Annotated in this window: 14 protein-coding genes and 1 pseudogene; 8 read left to right on the top strand and 7 right to left on the bottom strand. The window is 62.0% G+C overall.

Annotated features, from left to right (window positions below; all coding sequences use genetic code 11):
- The first annotated feature begins 32 nt into the window (after positions 1-32).
- From aroQ to ntrC, 3 genes are all read left to right on the top strand, one after another.
- A complete protein-coding gene (gene aroQ / locus N5D53_RS03330; RefSeq protein WP_104962703.1) occupies positions 33-575 on the top strand; it encodes a gamma subclass chorismate mutase AroQ in 543 nt (180 codons plus the stop codon).
- 267 nt (positions 576-842) lie between these two features.
- On the top strand, positions 843-1,928 hold the full coding sequence (gene glnL / locus N5D53_RS03325; protein WP_010955600.1) for a nitrogen regulation protein NR(II): 1,086 nt from the start codon (positions 843-845) through the stop codon (positions 1,926-1,928).
- Positions 1,925-3,361, top strand: a complete 1,437-nt coding sequence (ntrC, locus tag N5D53_RS03320) for a nitrogen regulation protein NR(I) (protein WP_010955601.1) — start codon at positions 1,925-1,927, stop codon at positions 3,359-3,361. The genes glnL and ntrC overlap by 4 nt, the downstream gene beginning before the upstream one ends.
- 854 nt (positions 3,362-4,215) lie before the next feature.
- On the opposite strand, the gene N5D53_RS03315 is transcribed toward ntrC, so the two are convergent.
- Positions 4,216-4,653, bottom strand: coding sequence for a hypothetical protein (locus N5D53_RS03315; protein WP_010955603.1), 438 nt, complete (start codon positions 4,651-4,653; stop codon positions 4,216-4,218).
- On the opposite strand from N5D53_RS03315, the gene trmL reads away from it, so the two are divergent.
- Positions 4,652-5,113: a tRNA (uridine(34)/cytosine(34)/5-carboxymethylaminomethyluridine(34)-2'-O)-methyltransferase TrmL gene (gene trmL / locus N5D53_RS03310; RefSeq protein WP_003249209.1), complete on the top strand. Its 462-nt coding sequence runs from the start codon at positions 4,652-4,654 to the stop codon at positions 5,111-5,113. The two genes, N5D53_RS03315 and trmL, sit on opposite strands and share 2 nt — an antisense overlap.
- A gap of 155 nt (positions 5,114-5,268) precedes the next feature.
- Here the strand turns inward: trmL and secB are convergent, their stop codons facing one another.
- The 3 genes from secB to N5D53_RS03295 are packed head-to-tail and all read right to left on the bottom strand — an operon-like array spanning position 5,269 to position 6,463.
- Positions 5,269-5,754, bottom strand: coding sequence for a protein-export chaperone SecB (gene secB / locus N5D53_RS03305; RefSeq protein WP_003249206.1), 486 nt, complete (start codon positions 5,752-5,754; stop codon positions 5,269-5,271).
- 39 nt (positions 5,755-5,793) lie between these two features.
- A complete protein-coding gene (gene grxC, locus N5D53_RS03300; protein WP_003249204.1) occupies positions 5,794-6,048 on the bottom strand; it encodes a glutaredoxin 3 in 255 nt (84 codons plus the stop codon).
- 1 nt (position 6,049) lies between these two features.
- Complete coding sequence (locus N5D53_RS03295; RefSeq protein ID WP_010955605.1) at positions 6,050-6,463, bottom strand: rhodanese-like domain-containing protein; 414 nt, start codon at positions 6,461-6,463, stop codon at positions 6,050-6,052.
- 207 nt (positions 6,464-6,670) lie between these two features.
- Here N5D53_RS03295 and gpmI point away from each other — a divergent pair, with 207 nt between their 5' ends.
- The 4 genes from gpmI (at position 6,671) to N5D53_RS03275 (ending at position 11,834) form a co-directional block, all read left to right on the top strand.
- The gene (gene gpmI / locus N5D53_RS03290; protein ID WP_190869870.1) at positions 6,671-8,206 is read left to right on the top strand and encodes a 2,3-bisphosphoglycerate-independent phosphoglycerate mutase; all 1,536 of its coding nucleotides are present in this window, start codon (positions 6,671-6,673) and stop codon (positions 8,204-8,206) included.
- A gap of 140 nt (positions 8,207-8,346) precedes the next feature.
- Positions 8,347-9,663: a murein hydrolase activator EnvC gene (locus N5D53_RS03285; RefSeq protein WP_014592693.1), complete on the top strand. Its 1,317-nt coding sequence runs from the start codon at positions 8,347-8,349 to the stop codon at positions 9,661-9,663.
- Positions 9,664-9,741: 78 nt separating this feature from the next.
- The gene (locus N5D53_RS03280; protein ID WP_004576741.1) at positions 9,742-11,058 is read left to right on the top strand and encodes a S41 family peptidase; all 1,317 of its coding nucleotides are present in this window, start codon (positions 9,742-9,744) and stop codon (positions 11,056-11,058) included.
- Between the two features lie 8 nt (positions 11,059-11,066).
- On the top strand, positions 11,067-11,834 hold the full coding sequence (locus N5D53_RS03275) for a divergent polysaccharide deacetylase family protein (RefSeq protein WP_064491016.1): 768 nt from the start codon (positions 11,067-11,069) through the stop codon (positions 11,832-11,834).
- A 43-nt stretch (positions 11,835-11,877) separates the two neighbouring features.
- Here the strand turns inward: N5D53_RS03275 and N5D53_RS03270 are convergent, their stop codons facing one another.
- From N5D53_RS03270 to N5D53_RS03260, 3 genes and pseudogenes are all read right to left on the bottom strand, one after another.
- Complete coding sequence (locus N5D53_RS03270; protein WP_190869869.1) at positions 11,878-16,563, bottom strand: DUF6543 domain-containing protein; 4,686 nt, start codon at positions 16,561-16,563, stop codon at positions 11,878-11,880.
- Between the two features lie 117 nt (positions 16,564-16,680).
- A complete protein-coding gene (locus tag N5D53_RS03265; protein WP_172830944.1) occupies positions 16,681-17,145 on the bottom strand; it encodes a hypothetical protein in 465 nt (154 codons plus the stop codon).
- A pseudogene (locus N5D53_RS03260) lies at positions 17,093-18,627 on the bottom strand (BCCT family transporter). Before N5D53_RS03260 ends, N5D53_RS03265 begins: the two are co-directional and overlap by 53 nt.
- Between the last annotated feature and the right edge of the window lie 311 nt (positions 18,628-18,938).

Here is an 18,938-nt window from a genome sequence, read left to right as displayed (position 1 = left end):
ACAATCCATTCTCCCTCTGTATGGAGAACACCATGCGCCTGGCCATCACGTCACTTTGCTTGCCGTTTGCCTTGATCGGCTGCATCGCTCCTGAAGCCTCCCAGCCTGAATTCAACCCACTCCTATCCAACATCGAGTACCGACTGGACCTGGCCAGCTCGGTTGCACTGCACAAGTGGGAACACAACCTTGCCGTAGCAGCGCCCGAGCGCGAGCGCGAAGTCCTTGCCCTGGTGCGCCAGCAGGCCGCCGACCATGACCTCAGCCCTGAACGCGCCGCAGCTTTCTTCAGCGACCAGATCGAGGCCAACAAGCTGATGCAGTACACCTTGCTCGATCGCTGGGTCACGCTAGAGCAGAGGCCATCAGCAGCCGTCCTTGATTTGGTCGACCAACTGCGACCTCGTCTGGACAAGCTTCAGGCAACGCTTCTATTCGAGTTGGGGCGCTTCGACCGGCACCCTCCAGAGGACTGCGCGCGTAAACTCGCCAACGCCCTGCACGCCCGCACCAATGACCCGATACGCCACCTTGCCCTGGTCCGCGCAACCGCACAGCTGTGTCCGAAACACTAGACGCGTCAATGCTCTATATTGGTGCATAACAACGCCGAACGCTCCGCCATGCACCCCAAAACAGGTCGCGCGGAGCGCCCGCTCAGCAAATTTTGATCCGATTGAGCGCAAATCCAGGCCTTTCTCAGCTATTTCCGCTTCTTTTCGGAGCCTTGGTTTGTTTCTTGCATTTTTTGCAGGAAGAGAGTCTCGCATCAGCGGATCCACAGCACGCCCGGATCTGGCCCCAAGTGCCAGGCAAGCGCCAAACGAGGTCAACGACGCCTTATGACCATCAGCGATGCACAGCACCGTCTGCTTCTGGACAACCTGACCACCGCCACGTTGCTGCTCAACGCCGAGCTGCGCCTGGAGTACATGAACCCGGCCGCAGAAATGCTGCTGGCCGTCAGTGGCCAGCGCAGCCATGGGCAGTTCATCAGCGAGCTGTTCACCGAATCGACCGAGGCGCTCAGTTCGCTGCGCCAGGCGGTCGAGCAGGCGCACCCGTTCACCAAGCGTGAAGCGCAGCTTACATCGCTGACCGGGCAGACCATCACCGTCGACTACGCGGTGACGCCGATACTGCATCAAGGCCAGACCCTGCTGTTGCTCGAGGTGCACCCGCGTGACCGGTTGCTGCGCATCACCAAGGAAGAGGCCCAACTGAGCAAGCAGGAAACCACCAAGATGCTGGTGCGCGGCCTGGCCCACGAAATCAAGAACCCCCTTGGCGGCATCCGCGGAGCGGCCCAGCTACTGGCCCGCGAACTGCCTGAGGAAGGGCTGCGCGACTACACCAATGTGATCATCGAGGAGGCCGACCGCTTGCGTAACCTGGTCGACCGCATGCTCGGCTCGAACAAGCTGCCGTCGCTGGCCATGACCAATATTCACGAAGTGCTGGAGCGGGTGTGCAGCCTGGTCGATGCCGAAAGCCAGGGGTGCATCACTTTGGTGCGCGATTACGATCCAAGCCTGCCGGATGTGCTGATCGACCGAGAACAGATGATTCAGGCCGTACTCAACATTGTGCGCAACGCCATGCAGGCGATCAGCTCGCAGAATGAGCTGCGCCTGGGTCGCATCACCTTGCGCAGCCGCGCCCTGCGCCAGTTCACCATCGGCCACGTGCGTCACCGCCTGGTAGCGCGGGTAGAGATCATCGACAACGGCCCGGGCATCCCGCCGGAACTGCAGGAAACCCTCTTCTATCCCATGGTCAGTGGCCGCCCGGACGGTACCGGGCTGGGCCTGGCCATTACCCAGAACATCATCAGCCAGCACCAGGGCCTGATCGAGTGTGAAAGCCACGCTGGCCATACCGCCTTCTCGATTTACCTGCCTCTGGAACAAGGAGCCACCGCCTCATGAGCCGAAGTGAAACCGTATGGATCGTCGACGATGATCGCTCCATCCGCTGGGTCCTGGAAAAAGCCCTGCAACAGGAAGGCATGACCACCCAGAGCTTCGACAGCGCAGACGGTGTCATGGGGCGCCTGGCACGTCAGCAACCCGACGTGATCATTTCCGACATTCGTATGCCTGGCACCAGCGGCCTCGACCTGCTGGCGCAGATCCGCGAGCAGCACCCGCGCCTGCCGGTCATCATCATGACCGCCCACTCCGACCTGGACAGCGCCGTGGCCTCGTACCAAGGCGGTGCCTTCGAGTACCTGCCCAAGCCATTCGACGTCGACGAAGCGGTATCGCTGGTCAAGCGCGCCAACCAGCACGCCCAGGAGCAGCAAGGCCTGGATGTGCCACAGAACCTGGCGCGCACCCCGGAAATCATTGGTGAAGCCCCGGCGATGCAGGAGGTGTTCCGCGCCATCGGCCGCCTCAGCCACTCCAACATCACCGTGCTGATCAACGGCGAGTCCGGCACCGGCAAAGAACTGGTGGCCCACGCCCTGCACCGGCACAGCCCGCGCGCAGCATCGCCGTTCATTGCCCTGAACATGGCTGCCATCCCCAAGGACTTGATGGAGTCGGAGCTGTTCGGCCATGAGAAAGGCGCCTTCACAGGTGCTGCCAACTTGCGTCGCGGCCGTTTCGAGCAGGCCGATGGTGGCACGCTGTTCCTCGACGAAATCGGGGACATGCCTGCCGACACCCAGACCCGCCTGCTGCGTGTGCTGGCCGATGGCGAGTTCTACCGCGTGGGCGGCCATGTGCCGGTCAAGGTCGACGTGCGCATCATCGCCGCCACCCACCAGAACCTGGAGTCACTGGTGCAGGCCGGCAAGTTCCGTGAGGACTTGTTCCACCGCCTGAACGTGATCCGTATCCATATTCCGCGCCTGGCCGACCGCCGCGAGGATATCCCCGCCCTCGCCCGCCACTTCCTTGCCCGGGCGGCCCAGGAGCTGGCAGTCGAGCCGAAGATCCTCAAGCCGGAAACCGAAGAGTTCATCCGCAACCTGCCATGGCCTGGCAATGTGCGGCAGATGGAGAACACCTGCCGCTGGATCACCGTGATGGCCTCCAGCCGCGAAGTGCTGATCGGCGACCTGCCACCCGAACTGCTGAACCTGCCACACGATGCCGCGCCAGTGACCAACTGGGAGCAGGCCCTGCGCCAGTGGGCCGACCAGGCCTTGGCGCGCGGGCAGACCAGCCTGCTGGACAGCGCAGTGCCGAGCTTTGAGCGGATCATGATCGAGACGGCACTCAAGCACACCGCCGGCCGCCGTCGCGATGCCGCGCTGTTGCTGGGTTGGGGGCGCAACACCCTGACACGCAAGATCAAGGAGCTGGGGATGAATGTGGCTGGTGGGGATGATGAGGAAGGTGATGACCACTGAGCGCTGAATTAGCCTTCTAGATTGCTGGGGCTGCTTTGCAGCCCATCGCGACACAAGGCCGCTCCCACAGGATCACCTCTGCCCCCAAGGCTGATGCGATGGACACACATCGCGGTCGTCGTAGGAGCGGGTTCACCCGCGAAGAGGCCGGGCCTGCTGGCCAATCTCCACCTGCCGTTCACCGTTGCCGCCGCCACCGTATTCGCGGGTAAACCCGCTCCTACCCCGGCGTGTACACACATCGGGGTCGTCGTAGGAGCGGGTTCACCCGCGAAGAGGCCGGGCCTGCTGGCCAATCTCCACCTGCCGTTCACCGTTGCCGCCACCACCGTATTCGCGGGTAAACCCGCTCCTACCACGGCGGTGGGCACACATCGGGGTCGTCGTAAGAGCGGGTTCACCCGCGAAGAGGCCGCGCCTGCTGGCCAATCTCCACCTGCCGTTCACCGTTGCCGCCACCACCGTATTCGCGGGTAAACCCGCTCCTACCACGATCCTGTGGGAGCGGCCTTGTGTCGCGATGGGGCGCAAAGCGGCCCCAGCCATTTCAGCCCTCTGAATGCACCGTTCCTGTGCCCGCTGCACCTCTCGAAGGCACAAATCCCCTCAAAATCCGGCCAAATCACCCGCAAAGCCCAGTATTCACGGCTTTTGCAAAACTGGCACGCCCCCTGCAATAAGCAATACATCTCCAGTTTCGGGGGCCCTGGTACAGGCAGGCCGGGTGAACCCCTCTTTTATTTGCAGCACCGCCGCTTTTGGGGACCTCGGTACAGGCAGGCCGGGCATCCCCCCTTTATACGCAGTACCCCTTTTGGGGACCCTGGTACAGGCAGGCCGGGATATCCCCTCTTTTATTCGTGCAGTTTCACTTGCACCCGCCAGCGCCCAGCGTCCTCTGCACCGGCCCATTCGCCGTGCAGGGGGCGCGCGGCCACCACCGTCAGCAACAAACCTTCCTTGCTGTGCTGTACCCGCCAGCTCACCGGCTTGCCCTGCAGGCTGAGCTGCCCTTGCTGAGCCTTGCCCTGGGCCTGGAACAGCAACGCCACCGTCCCTTCCACGTTCTCGCCATGCAGCTTGGGTTCTTCGTTGAACCACAGCTCCAGGCCATCCTGCATCACTTGCACCTGCTGCAGTTCACGCTCGTCCGGCGTAGTCAGGCGACCGATCATCAGCCCTACCATCAAGCCGACGATCGCCAACGACAGCATCACCCGTGGGAAGGCCTTCGAACGCACGTCCGGTTCAGGGGTAGAATGCCCGTCATCTTCACGTTTGGAGCCGTGCATGTTTCACGTCATCCTTTTTCAACCAGAAATTCCGCCGAATACCGGCAACATCATTCGTCTATGCGCCAACAGCGGCTGCGCCCTGCACCTGATCGAACCCATCAGCTTCGAACTGGATGACAAGCGCCTGCGCCGCGCAGGGCTGGACTACCACGAGTATGCCACGCTCAAGCGCCACGAGAGCTTGGCCGGATGCCTGGAAAGCCTTGGCAACCCACGGTTGTTCGCCTTTACCACCAAGGGCTCGCACCCGTTCCACGAAGTGGCTTTCCAGCCGGGCGACGCCTTCCTGTTCGGGCCAGAGAGCCGCGGGTTGCCGGCAGAGGTGCTGGACAGCCTGCCGGCCGAGCATCGCCTGCGCCTGCCGATGCGGCCGGGGTGCCGTAGCCTGAACCTGTCCAATACGGTGGCGGTGACGGTGTATGAGGCGTGGCGGCAGAACGGGTTTGCCGGGAGCTGATGTGTTGCCTGTGCCGGCCTCTTCGCGGGTAAACCCGCTCCTACGCAGGTCGAGAGAACGGCGCGATCCCCTGTAGGTGCGGGTTTACCCGCGAAGAGGGCCGCACAGGCAACAAAAAAGCGCCCCGAGAGGCGCTTTCTTGATACCAGCAGTAATTACTGCACAGTAGGCGCTTCACCCGCTTCCTGCATACGCTGCATTTCTTGCGCGTACAGGGCGTCGAAGTTGACCGGCGACAGCATCAGCGCCGGGAACGAACCGCGGGTCACCAGGCTGTCCAGGGCCTCACGGGCATAAGGGAACAGGATGTTCGGGCAGAACGCACCCAGGGTGTGGCTCATCGAAGGCGCATCGAGGTTGGCGATCAGGAAGATACCGGCCTGCTGCACTTCAGCAATGAAGGCCACTTCGTCACCGTTCTTGACGGTAACCGACAGGGTCAGCACGACCTCGTGGAAGTCGCCTTCCAGGGATTTCTGCTTGGTGTTCAGGTCCAGGGCAACGCTCGGTTCCCAGGTCTGACGGAAGATCTGCGGGCTTTTCGGGGCCTCGAACGACAGGTCGCGCACATAGATGCGTTGCAGGGAGAACTGAGGGCTGTTGTCTTCTGCAGCAGCGCCGTTGGTCTGTTGGTCAGTCATGTCAGATCCTTATCCTAATGTTTTTGAATGCAGTGCAAATCAGGCCGCCAGCAACGCGTCGAGCTTGCCCGCGCGCTCCAGGGCATAGAGGTCATCGCATCCACCGACATGGGTGCTGCCGATCCAGATCTGCGGCACCGACGTGCGGCCGGCTTTCTGACTCATCTCGGCGCGAACCTGCGGCTTGCCGTCGACCTTGATTTCCTCGAAGGCCACGCCCTTGCTCTCGAGCAGGTACTTGGCGCGCATGCAGTAGGGGCAGTAGTCGCTGGAGTAGACGATGACAGGCTTCATATCACTTCACCAGGGGCAGGTTATCGGCTTTCCAGCTGGAAACGCCACCGCTCAGTTTGGCGGCGTTGTAACCAGCTTTGAGCAGCTCGCGGCAAATGGTGCCGGACTGCTGGCCCATCGCGTCGACGACGATCAAGGTCTTTTCTTTATGCTTGCCCAGCTCGGTCATGCGGTTGGCCAGCTTGTCCTGCGGGATGTTCACCGCACCGACGATATGACCGGCGGAGTATTCCTTGGCCGGGCGAATGTCGATCACCAGGGCCTTCTCGGCATTGACCAGGGCTGTCAGTTGGCCGTTAGTCAGGCTTTGGCCACCACGACGGATTTCATTGATGAGCAGCAGGACCAGCAGAATGAGGAAGATCGCAACCAGGATGTAGTGATCTGTCGCGAATTGAATCAGGTGAGCAACCATCAGCGGTGTTCCAGGCGATTGAAAATGCCGGCCAGTATACACAGCCCCTTGGTGCCACCAAAGCCCGACGGGCCGGCCACAAAACCACCTTCATGTTGCCACCACAGGTGCGCCGGTCGGTGGAATGGGACGAATATTCGCCGCAGGTGGCGTATTTGCCCTAAAATGCGTGTCTTTATCATCTTTGAACAACCGTGAGTTTGATTGATGACGAGCACGCCCAAACCTCTGGTCCTGATTATCCTGGATGGCTTCGGCCATAGCGATATCCCCGAACACAACGCCATCTTTGCCGCCAATAAACCGGTCTATGACCGCCTGTGCGCCACCCAGCCGCATGGCCTCATTTCCGGCTCGGGCATGGATGTCGGCCTGCCGGACGGGCAGATGGGCAACTCCGAAGTCGGTCATATGAACCTCGGCGCAGGTCGCGTCGTGTATCAGGACTTCACGCGGGTGACCAAGGCCATCCGCGACGGCGAGTTCTTCGAAAACCCGGTACTGACCGGTGCTGTGGACAAGGCAGTCGGTGCTGGCAAGGCCGTGCACATCCTCGGCCTGCTGTCCGATGGTGGTGTACACAGCCACCAGGACCACTTGGTGGCCATGGCCGAACTGGCCGCCCAGCGTGGCGCCGAAAAGATCTACCTGCACGCCTTCCTCGATGGCCGCGACACCCCGCCACGCAGCGCGCAGTCGTCCATCGAACTGCTCGACGCCACCTTCGCCAAACTGGGCAAGGGCCGTATCGCCAGCCTGATCGGCCGCTACTACGCCATGGACCGCGACAACCGCTGGGACCGCGTCAGCGCTGCCTACAACCTCATCGTCGATAGCGCTGCCGAGTATACCGCTGACACAGCCCTGGCAGGCCTTGAAGCAGCCTACGCCCGCGACGAAAGCGACGAATTCGTCAAGGCCACGCGCATTGGCGAAGCCGTCAAGGTCGAAGATGGCGATGCCGTGATTTTCATGAACTTCCGCGCCGACCGTGCTCGCGAGCTGTCGCGTGCATTCGTAGAGCCAGACTTCACGGAATTCGCCCGTGCGCGCCTGCCGAAGATGGCGGCGTACATCGGTCTGACCCAGTATTCGGCGAAGATCCCGGCACCAGCAGCCTTTGCCCCGTCCAGCCTGAACAACGTGCTGGGCGAATACTTGGCGAAAAACGGCAAGACCCAGCTGCGCATCGCCGAAACCGAGAAATACGCCCACGTCACCTTCTTCTTCTCGGGTGGCCGCGAAGAGCCGTTCGAAGGCGAAGAACGCATCCTGATCCCATCGCCGAAGGTCGCCACCTATGACCTGCAACCGGAAATGAGCGCGCCGGAAGTGACCGATCGCATCGTCGAAGCCATCGAACAGCGGCGCTTCGACGTCATCGTGGTCAACTACGCCAACGGCGACATGGTCGGCCACACCGGCGTGTTCGAGGCAGCGGTCAAGGCCGTCGAAGCACTGGATACCTGTGTAGGGCGCATTGTCGACGCACTGGACAAGGTCGGCGGCGAAGCGCTGATCACCGCTGACCACGGCAACGTCGAGCAGATGGAAGACGAGTGCACCGGCCAGGCGCACACCGCGCACACGACCGAGCCGGTACCGTTCATCTATGTGGGCAAGCGCAACGTGAAAGTGCGCGAGGGCGGCGTGCTGGCAGACGTGGCGCCGACCATGCTGAAGCTGCTCGGGCTGGAAAAGCCGGTGGAAATGACCGGTACTTCGATTCTGGTCGACGCCTGAATGTCGAAAGGGGCTGCGTTGCAGCCCCGATTGCACATGAATTCCAGACAAACGCCCTCCTGCATCCGCAGCGAGGCGTTTTTTTTGCCTGCCCAGGCGGGCATACTAGGCCAGTCTCCATCCTTGGTACGCCAAACCCCATGCTTCGCGCCCTGATCCTCCTAGCCCTGTCTTGCCTGCTCAGCCCGGCCTTCGCCGATGAGCGTGCGCAGACCCAGCAGCAACTGGATGCCACCCGCCAGGACATTGCCGAGCTCAAGAAAACGCTGAGCAAGCTCCAGGAAGAAAAGGCCGGTGTGCAAAAAGACCTCAAAGCCACCGAAACCGACATCGGCAACCTCGAAAAGCAGGTGGAGGCCCTGCAGCAAGAACTAAAAAAGACTGAAGGCGAGCTGGAGCGCCTTGATACCGAGAAAAAAAAACTCCAGAGCGCCCGCGTTGAACAACAACGACTGATCGCCATTCAGGCCCGTTCGGCCTACCAGAACAACGGTCGCGAGGAATACCTCAAGCTGCTGCTCAACCAGCAGAACCCCGAGAAATTCGCCCGCACCCTTACCTATTACGACTACCTGAGCAAGGCGCGCCTGGAGCAATTGCGCACCTTCAACGAGACCTTGCGCCAACTGGCCAACGTCGAACAGGAAATTTCCAGCCAGCAACAACAACTGCTGGCCCAGCGCACCGACCTCGACAGCCGTCGCCAGGCCCTGGAAACCGAGCGCGCCAAGCGCCAGCAGGTACTGGCAAAGCTCAACAGCGATGTGAAGGACCGCGATCAGAAGCTGCAAGCGCGCGAACAGGACCAGGCCGACCTGGCCAAGGTCCTGAAGACCATCGAGGAAACCCTCGCCCGCCAGGCGCGTGAAGCTGAAGAGGCACGCAAGAAGGCCCTGCTGGCGCAGCAGGAAGCGGAAAAACGCCGCCAGCAGGAAGCGCTGGCCGCCGCCGCTGCCCGCGACCGGGCCCGTGAGCCTGCAGAGCCAGTGGAACCGCCGAAAAAGGCCCGTACCACCCTCGGGCCGATGGTTTCCAGCGATGGCGCCAACTACGGCGGCGCATTTTCTGCTGCGCGGGGCAAACTTCCATGGCCAGTCAATGGTCGATTGCTGGCACGTTTCGGTGATGCCCGCGGTAGCGACGCCCGTGCCAAGTGGGACGGGGTTATGATCAGCGCCAACCCAGGCACCCAGGTACGTGCCGTGCACGGCGGGCGTGTGGTATTCGCGGACTGGTTGCGCGGTGCCGGGCTTCTGGTCATTCTCGACCATGGCAACGGTTACCTGAGCCTGTACGGCCACAACCAGAGCCTGCTCAAGAATGCCGGTGATATCGTCAAGGCCGGTGAAGCCATTTCCACCGTTGGCGACAGCGGTGGTCAGGACGCGGCAGGCTTGTATTTCGCTATCCGCCAGCAGGGCCGGCCTACCGACCCTTCGCAGTGGTGCCGGGGCTAGTCAAATTTCTACGGCGCAGCCTGAGTGCTGCGCCGATGCTCCCCAGGGAGCGCTTACAGGATCAGGAGTTCGTTCGACATGCTGCACTCGCCTCGTCTCACCCAACTGGCCCTGTCCATCGCCCTGGCGGTCGGCGCGCCCCTGGCCACCGCCGCAGAGCCGGCCAAGGCCGCTGCAGTGCCAGCCACCGAGGTGACCGCCAAGGCGCCACTGCCGCTGGAAGAACTGCGCACCTTCGCCGAGGTCCTGGACCGCATCAAAGCTGCCTACGTCGAACCGGTAGACGACAAGACCCTGCTGGAAAACGCCATCAAGGGCATGCTTAGCAACCTTGACCCGCATTCGGCCTACCTCGGCCCTGAGGACTTCCAGGAGCTGCAGGAAAGCACCAGCGGCGAGTTCGGCGGGCTGGGCATTGAAGTAGGCCAGGAAGACGGCTTCATCAAGGTGGTCTCGCCAATCGACGACACCCCAGCCTCGCGGGCCGGCGTGCAGGCTGGTGACCTGATCGTCAAGATCAACGGCGCCCCGACCCGCGGCCAGACCATGACCGAAGCCGTCGACAAGATGCGCGGCAAGGTCGGCGAGAAAATCACCCTGACCTTGGTGCGCGACGGCGGCAACCCGTTCGACGTGAACCTGACTCGTGCAGTCATTCAGGTCAAGAGCGTGAAGAGCCAGCTACTGGAGAACGACTACGGCTACATCCGTATCACCCAGTTCCAGGTCAAGACCGGTGACGAAGTGGGCAAGGCCCTGGCCAAGCTGCGCAAGGACAACGGCAAGAAGCTGCGCGGGGTGGTGCTGGACCTGCGCAACAACCCAGGCGGCGTGCTGCAATCGGCAGTGGAAGTGGCCGACCACTTCCTGACCAAAGGTCTGATCGTCTACACCAAAGGCCGCATCGCCAACTCCGAGCTGCGTTTCTCGGCCGACCCGGCCGATGCCAGCGCAGGCGTGCCGCTGGTGGTACTGATCAACGGTGGCAGTGCATCGGCATCGGAAATTGTCGCCGGCGCCCTGCAGGACCAGAAGCGCGCCGTGCTGATGGGCACCGACAGCTTCGGCAAAGGCTCGGTGCAGACCGTGCTGCCACTGGCCAACGACCGCGCCCTGAAGCTCACCACTGCGCTGTACTACACCCCCAACGGCCGCTCGATCCAGGCCCAGGGCATCGTCCCGGACATCGAGGTGCGCCCGGCCAAGCTCACCGCCGAAGCCGACACCGAAAACTTCAAGGAAGCCGACCTGCAGGGCCACCTGGGCAACGGCAACGGCGGCGCCGACCGCCCGACCGGCAGCAGCAAGCGCAAGGAACGCCCGCAGGATGACGACTTCCAGCTGAGCCAGGCACTGAGCCTGCTCAAGGGCCTGAACATCACCAAGGGCGACTGAGCCACCCTATGCGTTTTCTGCTGTGTCTGTTGTTTTGCCTGATGGCCGGAATCGCGCAAGCGGCACCGGCCAACAAGGCCTACATGAGCATCATCATCGACGACCTGGGCCAGAGCCCAGAGCGCGACAGCCGTACCCTGGCCCTGCCTGGGCCGGTGACCATGGCGATCATGCCCGACACCCCGCATGCCACCGACTTTGCACGCCAGGCGCACAAGGCCGGCAAAACGGTGATCCTGCACATGCCCATGGACCCGGCCACCGGGCCCTATGCCTGGCACCCGGGCATCGCCATCGAAGAGCTGGCACGGCGCCTGGACGCAGCATTGGTCAAGGTGCCCTACGCCGCCGGCATCAACAACCACATGGGCAGCCGCATGACCGCACAACGTGAACCCATGGCGTGGTTGATGGGCGAGCTGCAGCGGCGCCATCTGTTCTTTGTCGACAGCCGCACCAGTGCCGCCACGGTCGCCGCGGCCGAGGCTCAAGCACACGATGTCGCGCATGTATCACGGGATGTATTTCTGGATGACGTGCGCACGCCGGAAGCCATCGACGCTCAGCTGCAACAGGGTATTACGCTGGCCCGCAAGCAAGGCTCGGCCGTGTTGATCGGCCACCCCTACCCGCAGACGCTAGCGGTGCTGGAAAGTCAGATTCCACGGCTCAAGCAGTTGGGTATCGAACTGGTCACGCTGCAACAGATGATCGCCACACGTGGCAACCAGGCCATGCCTGCACACGGTAAGCATGGCCGTTACAGCAATCGCTAGCATTTGCTGATCGCGGGCAGCCGCTGGGCCACCCGGGCAAAGTTCAGAGGTTGAACGGAATGACATCCCTGGCCTGTGCGTAGGTCAGGTTACCCCGATAAATGCTCAGTACCTGCCCCTCGCTCGCCGCCTTCATTTGCTCGCGATACCCCATTTTGCGCTGGCTCCACAGCTTGAGATGGCCTTTGCCAAACGCCGTCGGCGCCGCCTGCGAGTCGGCAAAATGGAAATGCGCGGCCCACAAGGGTTTACCTCGACCCTCACCGGGAGCACGCAACAGGCTGATCCGGTACTCGTCCAGATAGCCATCGGAAACCACCTGCCGAGGCCCGACATATTCCACGGCGAGCAAACCCTGCTGATGGAGAAAATTCAGCCCTCTGGCACCTGGATAGCGCGTCTTGCTGTAAAGCGCTACCAAACAGTCGCGGCGGGCCTGACGCAACTGAATCAGCGCATCGTCCATGCCCGCCAGCAGCGCGTGCTCTGCGTTGGCATCGCTGAGCTGTTCACGCAACTCGGACACTTCGTTGATCTGGCCGTCCAGCATCGACATCAGGCCCATATCGTCAGCATCCTTGGCAACCAGGGCTCTGGCTTGAGCGATGACATTTTCGTTCTGTGCCAGCATGGCCTCGGCCAGCTCCCGATTGTTCCTTTCGGACTCCGGCGTAGAAGTCCGCGACTGCTGTTCCGGTTCGCCCGCGGCTACCTCTTCAACCCAGGTGTTTCCCTGCTTCTGGAAGCGATGCAGCGCGCTCTTGTTGAAAGCCGCTACAACTTGCAGCACAGCCTGCCCGTCGACCACCGATTCGCTGCCAATGACTATCTGACCAGCCCGCGTATGGGCCACCTGCAGGCTCTTTCGTGAATAGACCGCACGACGTGTGCCACGGACCTGCCCGTCCGCCTGCTCGCGCATGGCCTCGACCAACGCCTCACCGGCTATGGTTTTCAGTTCCACCATCTGTTGCTTGTAGGCCTCAAGGCGCTGGACATCGATGAGCTTGCTGCCGAGTGTCTTGATCCGTTCGGCGTTGAGAATCGCCGCGAGGTATTCGTCCCACGCACTTTGCAGCACCTCGATTCGTTCGGCGACAGGCAAGTCACAGAACATCAGCAGATGATGGGTTTGTGCAGCCACCCGCAAACGCTGACTGGCGAGCGCATGGCGGAAGATCATGTAGTGCTGGGTAGGCGTGCCTTTGTGCCACTGCAGGGCCAGCTCGACCAGGCCCATGGCCTGGAAAAACCGGATGTTGATCGTGGTCGTCTTACGGCTCTCGATAATGCTCGAAACGGTCAGCGTGGTATTGACGTAAGGCACTTGCATGTCGATGTCGGTGATGGCCAACAGGCGATCCAGCTGGCTGGAGACATTGATGATCCTGGGCTGCTCTTCAAGCAACTTCTCCAACATCGTCCGGAACCTGGCATACAACTCGGCCTGTTTCTCTGGCGGTGCGACATTGAGCGCATTGGTGAGTTGGTCATATTCCCTGAACCCACCCAAGGCCAGCAGCTCATCAATGAAGAACATGCCAAAGCTGATCAGGTTCTTGCGGACCTGGCCCAAGAGTATCCGTTGATCTCTCACGCTGCCGACGTGCGTCGAGGCGCTCGACTTGTCAAGCACGTAGGTAATGTTGCGTTCGGCCTCGAGATAATCAAGGAACAATCTCTCGTTCAAGGGCAGGCGCTGGTTGCGCAACTTACTCGTCTGCTCTTGCAACTGCTGGAACTTGAGCTTGAACAACTCGGTAGCCTGCTCGAATTGCGCACGTTCGCCCGGCTCGGTGGGTGGCGCCTTTTGCAACCGTTCCTCGACTTTTTTTACCGGATCACGCAAACCGACAATCTGCTCGCTCAACGCGTTGAAATCCTTCGTGGCAGCCTCTGCGGCCAGGATAAGCCGCTCTATCTCGGCCTGAGCCTTGGCGATCGGCCCGTCAAGCTTCTTGCGCAATCGCTCGCGGGCCAACTCGCCGGAGCGATCATTGCCACCGTGCAAGCGCGAATTATTGAGGCGCCAGACATTGCTGTCGCGCATCAGGTATGGCCCAACCGTGCCGTCCGGACCAATGATGCGAAACGCTGCGTTATCAAGGCTGACTCGGTAGACATCACCGTCCAGAGACACATAGAAATCATCCCCGATCCGTACCAACCCCGCGGCCACGCCCTGCGTCTGCGGTTCGCGCCCTTCCAGCGAAACACTGGCCGCCAACGCGCGCATCTGGCCGCGCTGGGCACTTGACAGGCCATTGAGCCCCCCAGCCCCACGCCAGGAAAAATCGAGGTGGGTGTTGGCCATGGCCTGCAGGCTGTCGACCGAGGCGCTGGGCTCCCGCGTTGCTGCGCAAAGGTTCGCCAGCTCGACCCCGGTGCCGGCAGGTGGCCCCTGTAGCAGCGCTGGCGGCAGGTCGCCCGAAACGGGCGGCGCTGCCAGTTTCGGCGTCTGCAGGTGTATCAGCGCCAGCAAGGTGTTGTTCAGCACATCGACCATCGCCTGGATGCGCTCGTCGAGATGCGAGCTGGCCAGTCCTTGCACATCGTTGATCAAGCTGCGCATGCCGATGTAGAGCCAGGCAACCGAGGTGAGCGGCCCTGGCAACACCGGAAACACAACATTCAGCAGTTCCCAGGAAAATGCGGTGACCAGTCGCCAGCGCACCTCGCTGTTGCTCATGGCGCTGCGATCCGCCAGCTCCAGCAACATCCGGCCCTTGGCTTCGAACATCTGCCGATCCACGTCCCGCGCCCAGAATTGCAGCGCCAACTGAACAGGCTGCGGTTTCTCCGGGAGGGTGTAAGGGTCGAGCAGCCATTGGGGCAGGTGCGGCTCCCGAAAGCCACCATTGTCGTAGACCGCGCGCTGAGCTTGCTCAATCCACAGCAGCACGTTGTCCTGCAACGCCCCCGGGCGGCTGATCGCATCCAACAGTGCCTGAGCGCTGTCGCACTGAATCAGCGCCTTTTCGGTGTACAGCGGGCAGTACAACAGATGAACACCCAACTCGATGAGTTCGATCACGTAGAAACCATGCGCGACGTCGACCCTCTCTGATGTCGGCGAGCGTTTGAACGCAAGCGGTGCAATCCGCACAGCGGCTGCCCCTTCCGCGCCGCTACGGCAGAATTCTGCCAGGGCGCCGTAGGCGAATTTGTCGAGCCGTTTGACGGCACGCGCCCGCGCAGCATCGAACATCAGGGTGATACGCCAGCGTATGGCAAATGCCGAGATGTGTTCGGCGCGGCTCGCCGAGCGATCGAGCATCGACTGAACATGCCGTGGATAACTGCCGCCGATATCGACTCGCTGCACCAGCTCACGGACGTAATCAATGGTCATCCACTTCATGATCAGCTGGTTTCCCCGGTGGGCGATGTGTGTCACCACCCCGCCTGCGGTGGCATCCAGGCGGCCGATCGCCAGCTGCGTCAGGGTCAACGTCTTTTCACCGGTCTTCTGGCCGAAGCCCAGCCCGTGACCGTCACTGACAAAGGTCTCGACCGTGAGGAGAAGGTCATCAGGAAAATAATTGGCGTCTACCGGGTGGTCATGCAGCATCGCTTCGCGCAGGCGCGTCGCCGCATAGGTGTGCAAGTCCGGCAGACCATCCTGAATGCCCTGCGCTGGGCTGTGCTGTTGCAGTAGCGACAAGTCGAGCATGGCTTGGAGGTAAGCGGTCTGGCTATCCGTATCGGCTCGCGACAGGCCCTTGGGAAGCGCCAGGCCCAGCCCACCGGTGCCATGGTCACTGAACTCGGCGAAAAATGATGCGGGGTCGCAGGCCAAGTGGCAGTAGTGCTCCAGTTGGTCGACGCTGTCGATCGCACTCCAGCGCAGGCGGGCCACGCGCTCGAGCAAGATTTCCAGCAGCAAGGCGCTGTACAGGGCGAAAGCGTCGCCCTCCACAGTCAGGCCCTGCCAGTTCAACTCATCAAACCGGTAACGTCCAGCCATCTGTATTTGCAACGCCGCGCCGAATGCAGCCTGGGCGTCGAAACTGCGGACCAGGCCTTCGGGAGAACACCAGAGTGTCAGTTCGCGAACCTCACTGGAGGCGGTAATCAGCAAGCCGGGCAACAGCTCATGGAACGTGTCTTCGCCCTCAAGTAAGGCTACCCGCACCAGCTGCACATCGAGCCCGGTGCGGTTGCCCATCATCAGGTCACGCAGAAGCTTGCGCTGTTCGTCGTCCAGCGCTTCGTCTTTCAGGCCATCGAGCAGGTTGGCGCGCAACAACTGTTGCAACCGCAGGTCCCGGTCGATCGTGCCGTCGCCGTTCCAATAGTCGATCTGCGCTCGCTGGAAGTGCCAAAGCAGCATTGGCAGCAACGCGTTGAGGCCATCGGTCAGGCGCGCGGGCTCGATCAAATCGCCCTCAGCCGTTTCGAAGCTCGACTCGATGGCGAAAAAGCGCCGGGGCGGGTTCAGGCTAAGGCGGTAGTCACCCGCCGGGGCGAGGTCCAGTGGTTTAGCCGCAAGCAGGGCCTGCAGCACAACATCCACCAGCGGCTGAGGGCGCCAGACACCATCCGGCTGCAGGGACATCAGGTACAGCGGTGCAGCCGAGGTCATTTCAGGGCGGTGCACGCCAACCAGAGGATAGTGCTCCAGGATCACCTTCATGACCTGTTCGCCTACGACCTGGCGGAGCGTGGGACGGCTGGCGAACTGGGCGGCGACTGCGTGTTTGAGGTTGTGCGCGTGAGTGGCGGGCATGACCAGGACTCGTTGTGGAATGAACCACAAAGCGTCCTGGAAATGGTATCGAAACAGGTGCTACATATTGCTGCTGGCAGGCCGCGGCACCTGGCGATGCGGCGACCTGCCGGGCTGTCAGCTATAGACGCGGCCAAGCACCTGGCGATGGCTCTCGAACTGATCGAGCACATCACGCACGATCTGGTCTGGGGCAAAGCCCATCAGGTCGTACTCCTGACTGCCGTCATGCAGGTAGACCTCGGCGCGGTAGAAGCGCTGGCGCAGTTCAGGCTCACCCTCGACCGGCGCCTCGCTCGGCGCGGCCATATAGCCGTCAAGGCTCACTTCGTAGACGAATGGGTTGCCTTCTTCCATCATCACCCGCAAGCCCATCAGGTTGCGCGACTGGCCAACGCGGGTTTCCACCTCGAAGCCCTGCGTCTGCAGCTGTGCAGCGGCTTCTTTCAACGCCGGGCTGACCTGCTTGTCCATGAAGCGCTGCACCACGGCCTGGGTCGGCTGCAGTTCCAGCTGGGTCAGGCGCTCGCTAAAGCCGCGACGGCCACGGGCGGCCAGTTCGGCGCGCTCCTGCTCGATCACCACGTCCTGCTTCATGGCCTTGTACAGGCCGAACATGAACAGCACCAGCACCACCGAGAACGGCAGGCCCGCCAGCACGACCATGGTCTGCATGGCTTCGAAGTTACCGGCAAACAGCAGGCCGATAGTCACCAGGGTGATCACCACGGACCAGAACACCACCATCCAGTGCGGGGCATCTTCGTCGACCTTGCCGCCTGTGCACGACAGGTTGGCCATCATCACCGCGCCGGAGTCGGCCGGCGTGAGGAACAGCACGAACCCGACGAACACTGCCACACCAATGACGATCTTGGCTGCCGGGAAGTATTCCAGCAGCTGGTAGATCGACATCGATGGCTGTTCCAGCGCAGTCTTGCCCAGCTCCACGGCGCCCTGGTTGATCACCAGGTCCAGTGCGGTGTTGCCGAAGATCGACAGCCAGGCCAGGGTGAAGCCCAGCGGGATCAGCAGCACCCCCATCACCAGTTGGCGCACGGTGCGGCCCTTGGAAATACGGGCAATGAACATGCCGACGAACGGGCCCCAGGAGATCCACCAGGCCCAGTAGAACACGGTCCACAGGCCCAGCCAGCGCTCCGACTTGCCGGCTTCGCCTTCATACACATAAAGGTCGAAGGTTTTCAGCACGATGCCGTTCAGGTAGTCGCCGACGTTCTGCACGAAGCCGTTGAGCAGGTGCAGGGTTTCGCCGCCCAGCAGCACGAAGATCAACAGGCCGCTGAACAGCATGATGTTCAGGTTGGACAGGCGGCGGATGCCGTTTTCCACGCCCGATACCGCTGCCACGGTGGCCACGCCAGCCATGACCAGGATAACCACCAGCAGGTTGGTCTTGCTGTGGTCCATGCCGAACAGGTATTCCAGGCCGGACGACACTTGCATCGCGCCGATGCCCAGGTTGGTCACCAGGCCCAGCAGGGTGACGAACATGCCGAAGATATCGACGGCGTTGCCGGCAGCGCCCTTGACCCAACGCTCGCCCACCAGCGGGTACAGCGCCGAGCGCAGTGCCAACGGCTGGTTGTGGCGGTAGGCAAAGTAACCCACGGCCAGGCCGACCAGGGCATAGATCGCCCAGCCGTGCAGGCCCCAGTGCAGGAAGGTCAGCTGCAGGCCCTGGCGCGCGGCCTCGAGGCTGGCCGGGGTGCCCTCCGGTGGGTTGAAGTAGTGGTCCAGGGGCTCGGAGGCGCCGAAGTACAGCAGCGAAATACCGATACCGGACGAGAACAGCATGCCGGCCCAGGCGCCATAGCTGAAGTCAGGCTGATCGTCCTTGCCACCCAGCTTGAGGCTGCCGTAGTCGGAGAAAGCCAGGTAGACGACGAACAGCAGGTATCCGCAGATGACCAGCATGTAGTACCAGCCAAAGGTGCGCGTCAGCCACTTCTGGGCCACGCCCAGCACCTGGCCGGCGGTTTCGGGTACAGCGATCAGCAAGGCAGTCAGAACAAGGATCATCAGCGCGGAGGTGAAAAACACCACGCGGTTGACCCGTACCCTCTCGGCGGGGGGCTTGGTAAGTGAGGCAGAACTCATTGCACGAATGCTCCGGGCAGTGCGGCTGTGGAGGCTAATCAGTCTTTCCCGAGCAATTGGTGGAATATCCCCACTGCATCAGGTGTTATAAAAGAACCCTGGAAACCGTGATCCCGAATCGATACGTTGCCAAAAACAGACAGGTGGCCTGCTGAAAATGCCACGCCTCAACGGAGGTGCGCGCATTCGTCACAGGTCACCCCGCCCGCTCCAAGGGCCTGTCGCAGGGCCAATGGCCGTACGGCAGAATCTGC

Origin of the sequence: Pseudomonas sp. GD03862 (assembly GCF_029840855.1) — a bacterium.
In the GTDB taxonomy this organism is placed as follows: Bacteria; Pseudomonadota; Gammaproteobacteria; order Pseudomonadales; family Pseudomonadaceae; genus Aquipseudomonas; species Aquipseudomonas alloputida.
This window is presented reverse-complemented; position numbering and strand designations above follow the sequence as displayed.

Bases quoted from the DNA above. Each gene is read 5' to 3' on its own strand.
- aroQ (WP_104962703.1), top strand. From the start codon at position 33: ATGCGCCTGGCCATCACGTCACTTTGCTTGCCGTTTGCCTTGATCGGC.
- glnL (WP_010955600.1), top strand. From the start codon at position 843: ATGACCATCAGCGATGCACAGCACCGTCTGCTTCTGGACAACCTGACC.
- ntrC (WP_010955601.1), top strand. From the start codon at position 1,925: ATGAGCCGAAGTGAAACCGTATGGATCGTCGACGATGATCGCTCCATC.
- trmL (WP_003249209.1), top strand. From the start codon at position 4,652: ATGTTTCACGTCATCCTTTTTCAACCAGAAATTCCGCCGAATACCGGC.
- N5D53_RS03315 (WP_010955603.1), bottom strand. From the start codon at position 4,653: ATGCACGGCTCCAAACGTGAAGATGACGGGCATTCTACCCCTGAACCG.
- secB (WP_003249206.1), bottom strand. From the start codon at position 5,754: ATGACTGACCAACAGACCAACGGCGCTGCTGCAGAAGACAACAGCCCT.
- grxC (WP_003249204.1), bottom strand. From the start codon at position 6,048: ATGAAGCCTGTCATCGTCTACTCCAGCGACTACTGCCCCTACTGCATG.
- N5D53_RS03295 (WP_010955605.1), bottom strand. From the start codon at position 6,463: ATGGTTGCTCACCTGATTCAATTCGCGACAGATCACTACATCCTGGTT.
- gpmI (WP_190869870.1), top strand. From the start codon at position 6,671: ATGACGAGCACGCCCAAACCTCTGGTCCTGATTATCCTGGATGGCTTC.
- N5D53_RS03285 (WP_014592693.1), top strand. From the start codon at position 8,347: ATGCTTCGCGCCCTGATCCTCCTAGCCCTGTCTTGCCTGCTCAGCCCG.
- N5D53_RS03280 (WP_004576741.1), top strand. From the start codon at position 9,742: ATGCTGCACTCGCCTCGTCTCACCCAACTGGCCCTGTCCATCGCCCTG.
- N5D53_RS03275 (WP_064491016.1), top strand. From the start codon at position 11,067: ATGCGTTTTCTGCTGTGTCTGTTGTTTTGCCTGATGGCCGGAATCGCG.
- N5D53_RS03270 (WP_190869869.1), bottom strand. From the start codon at position 16,563: ATGCCCGCCACTCACGCGCACAACCTCAAACACGCAGTCGCCGCCCAG.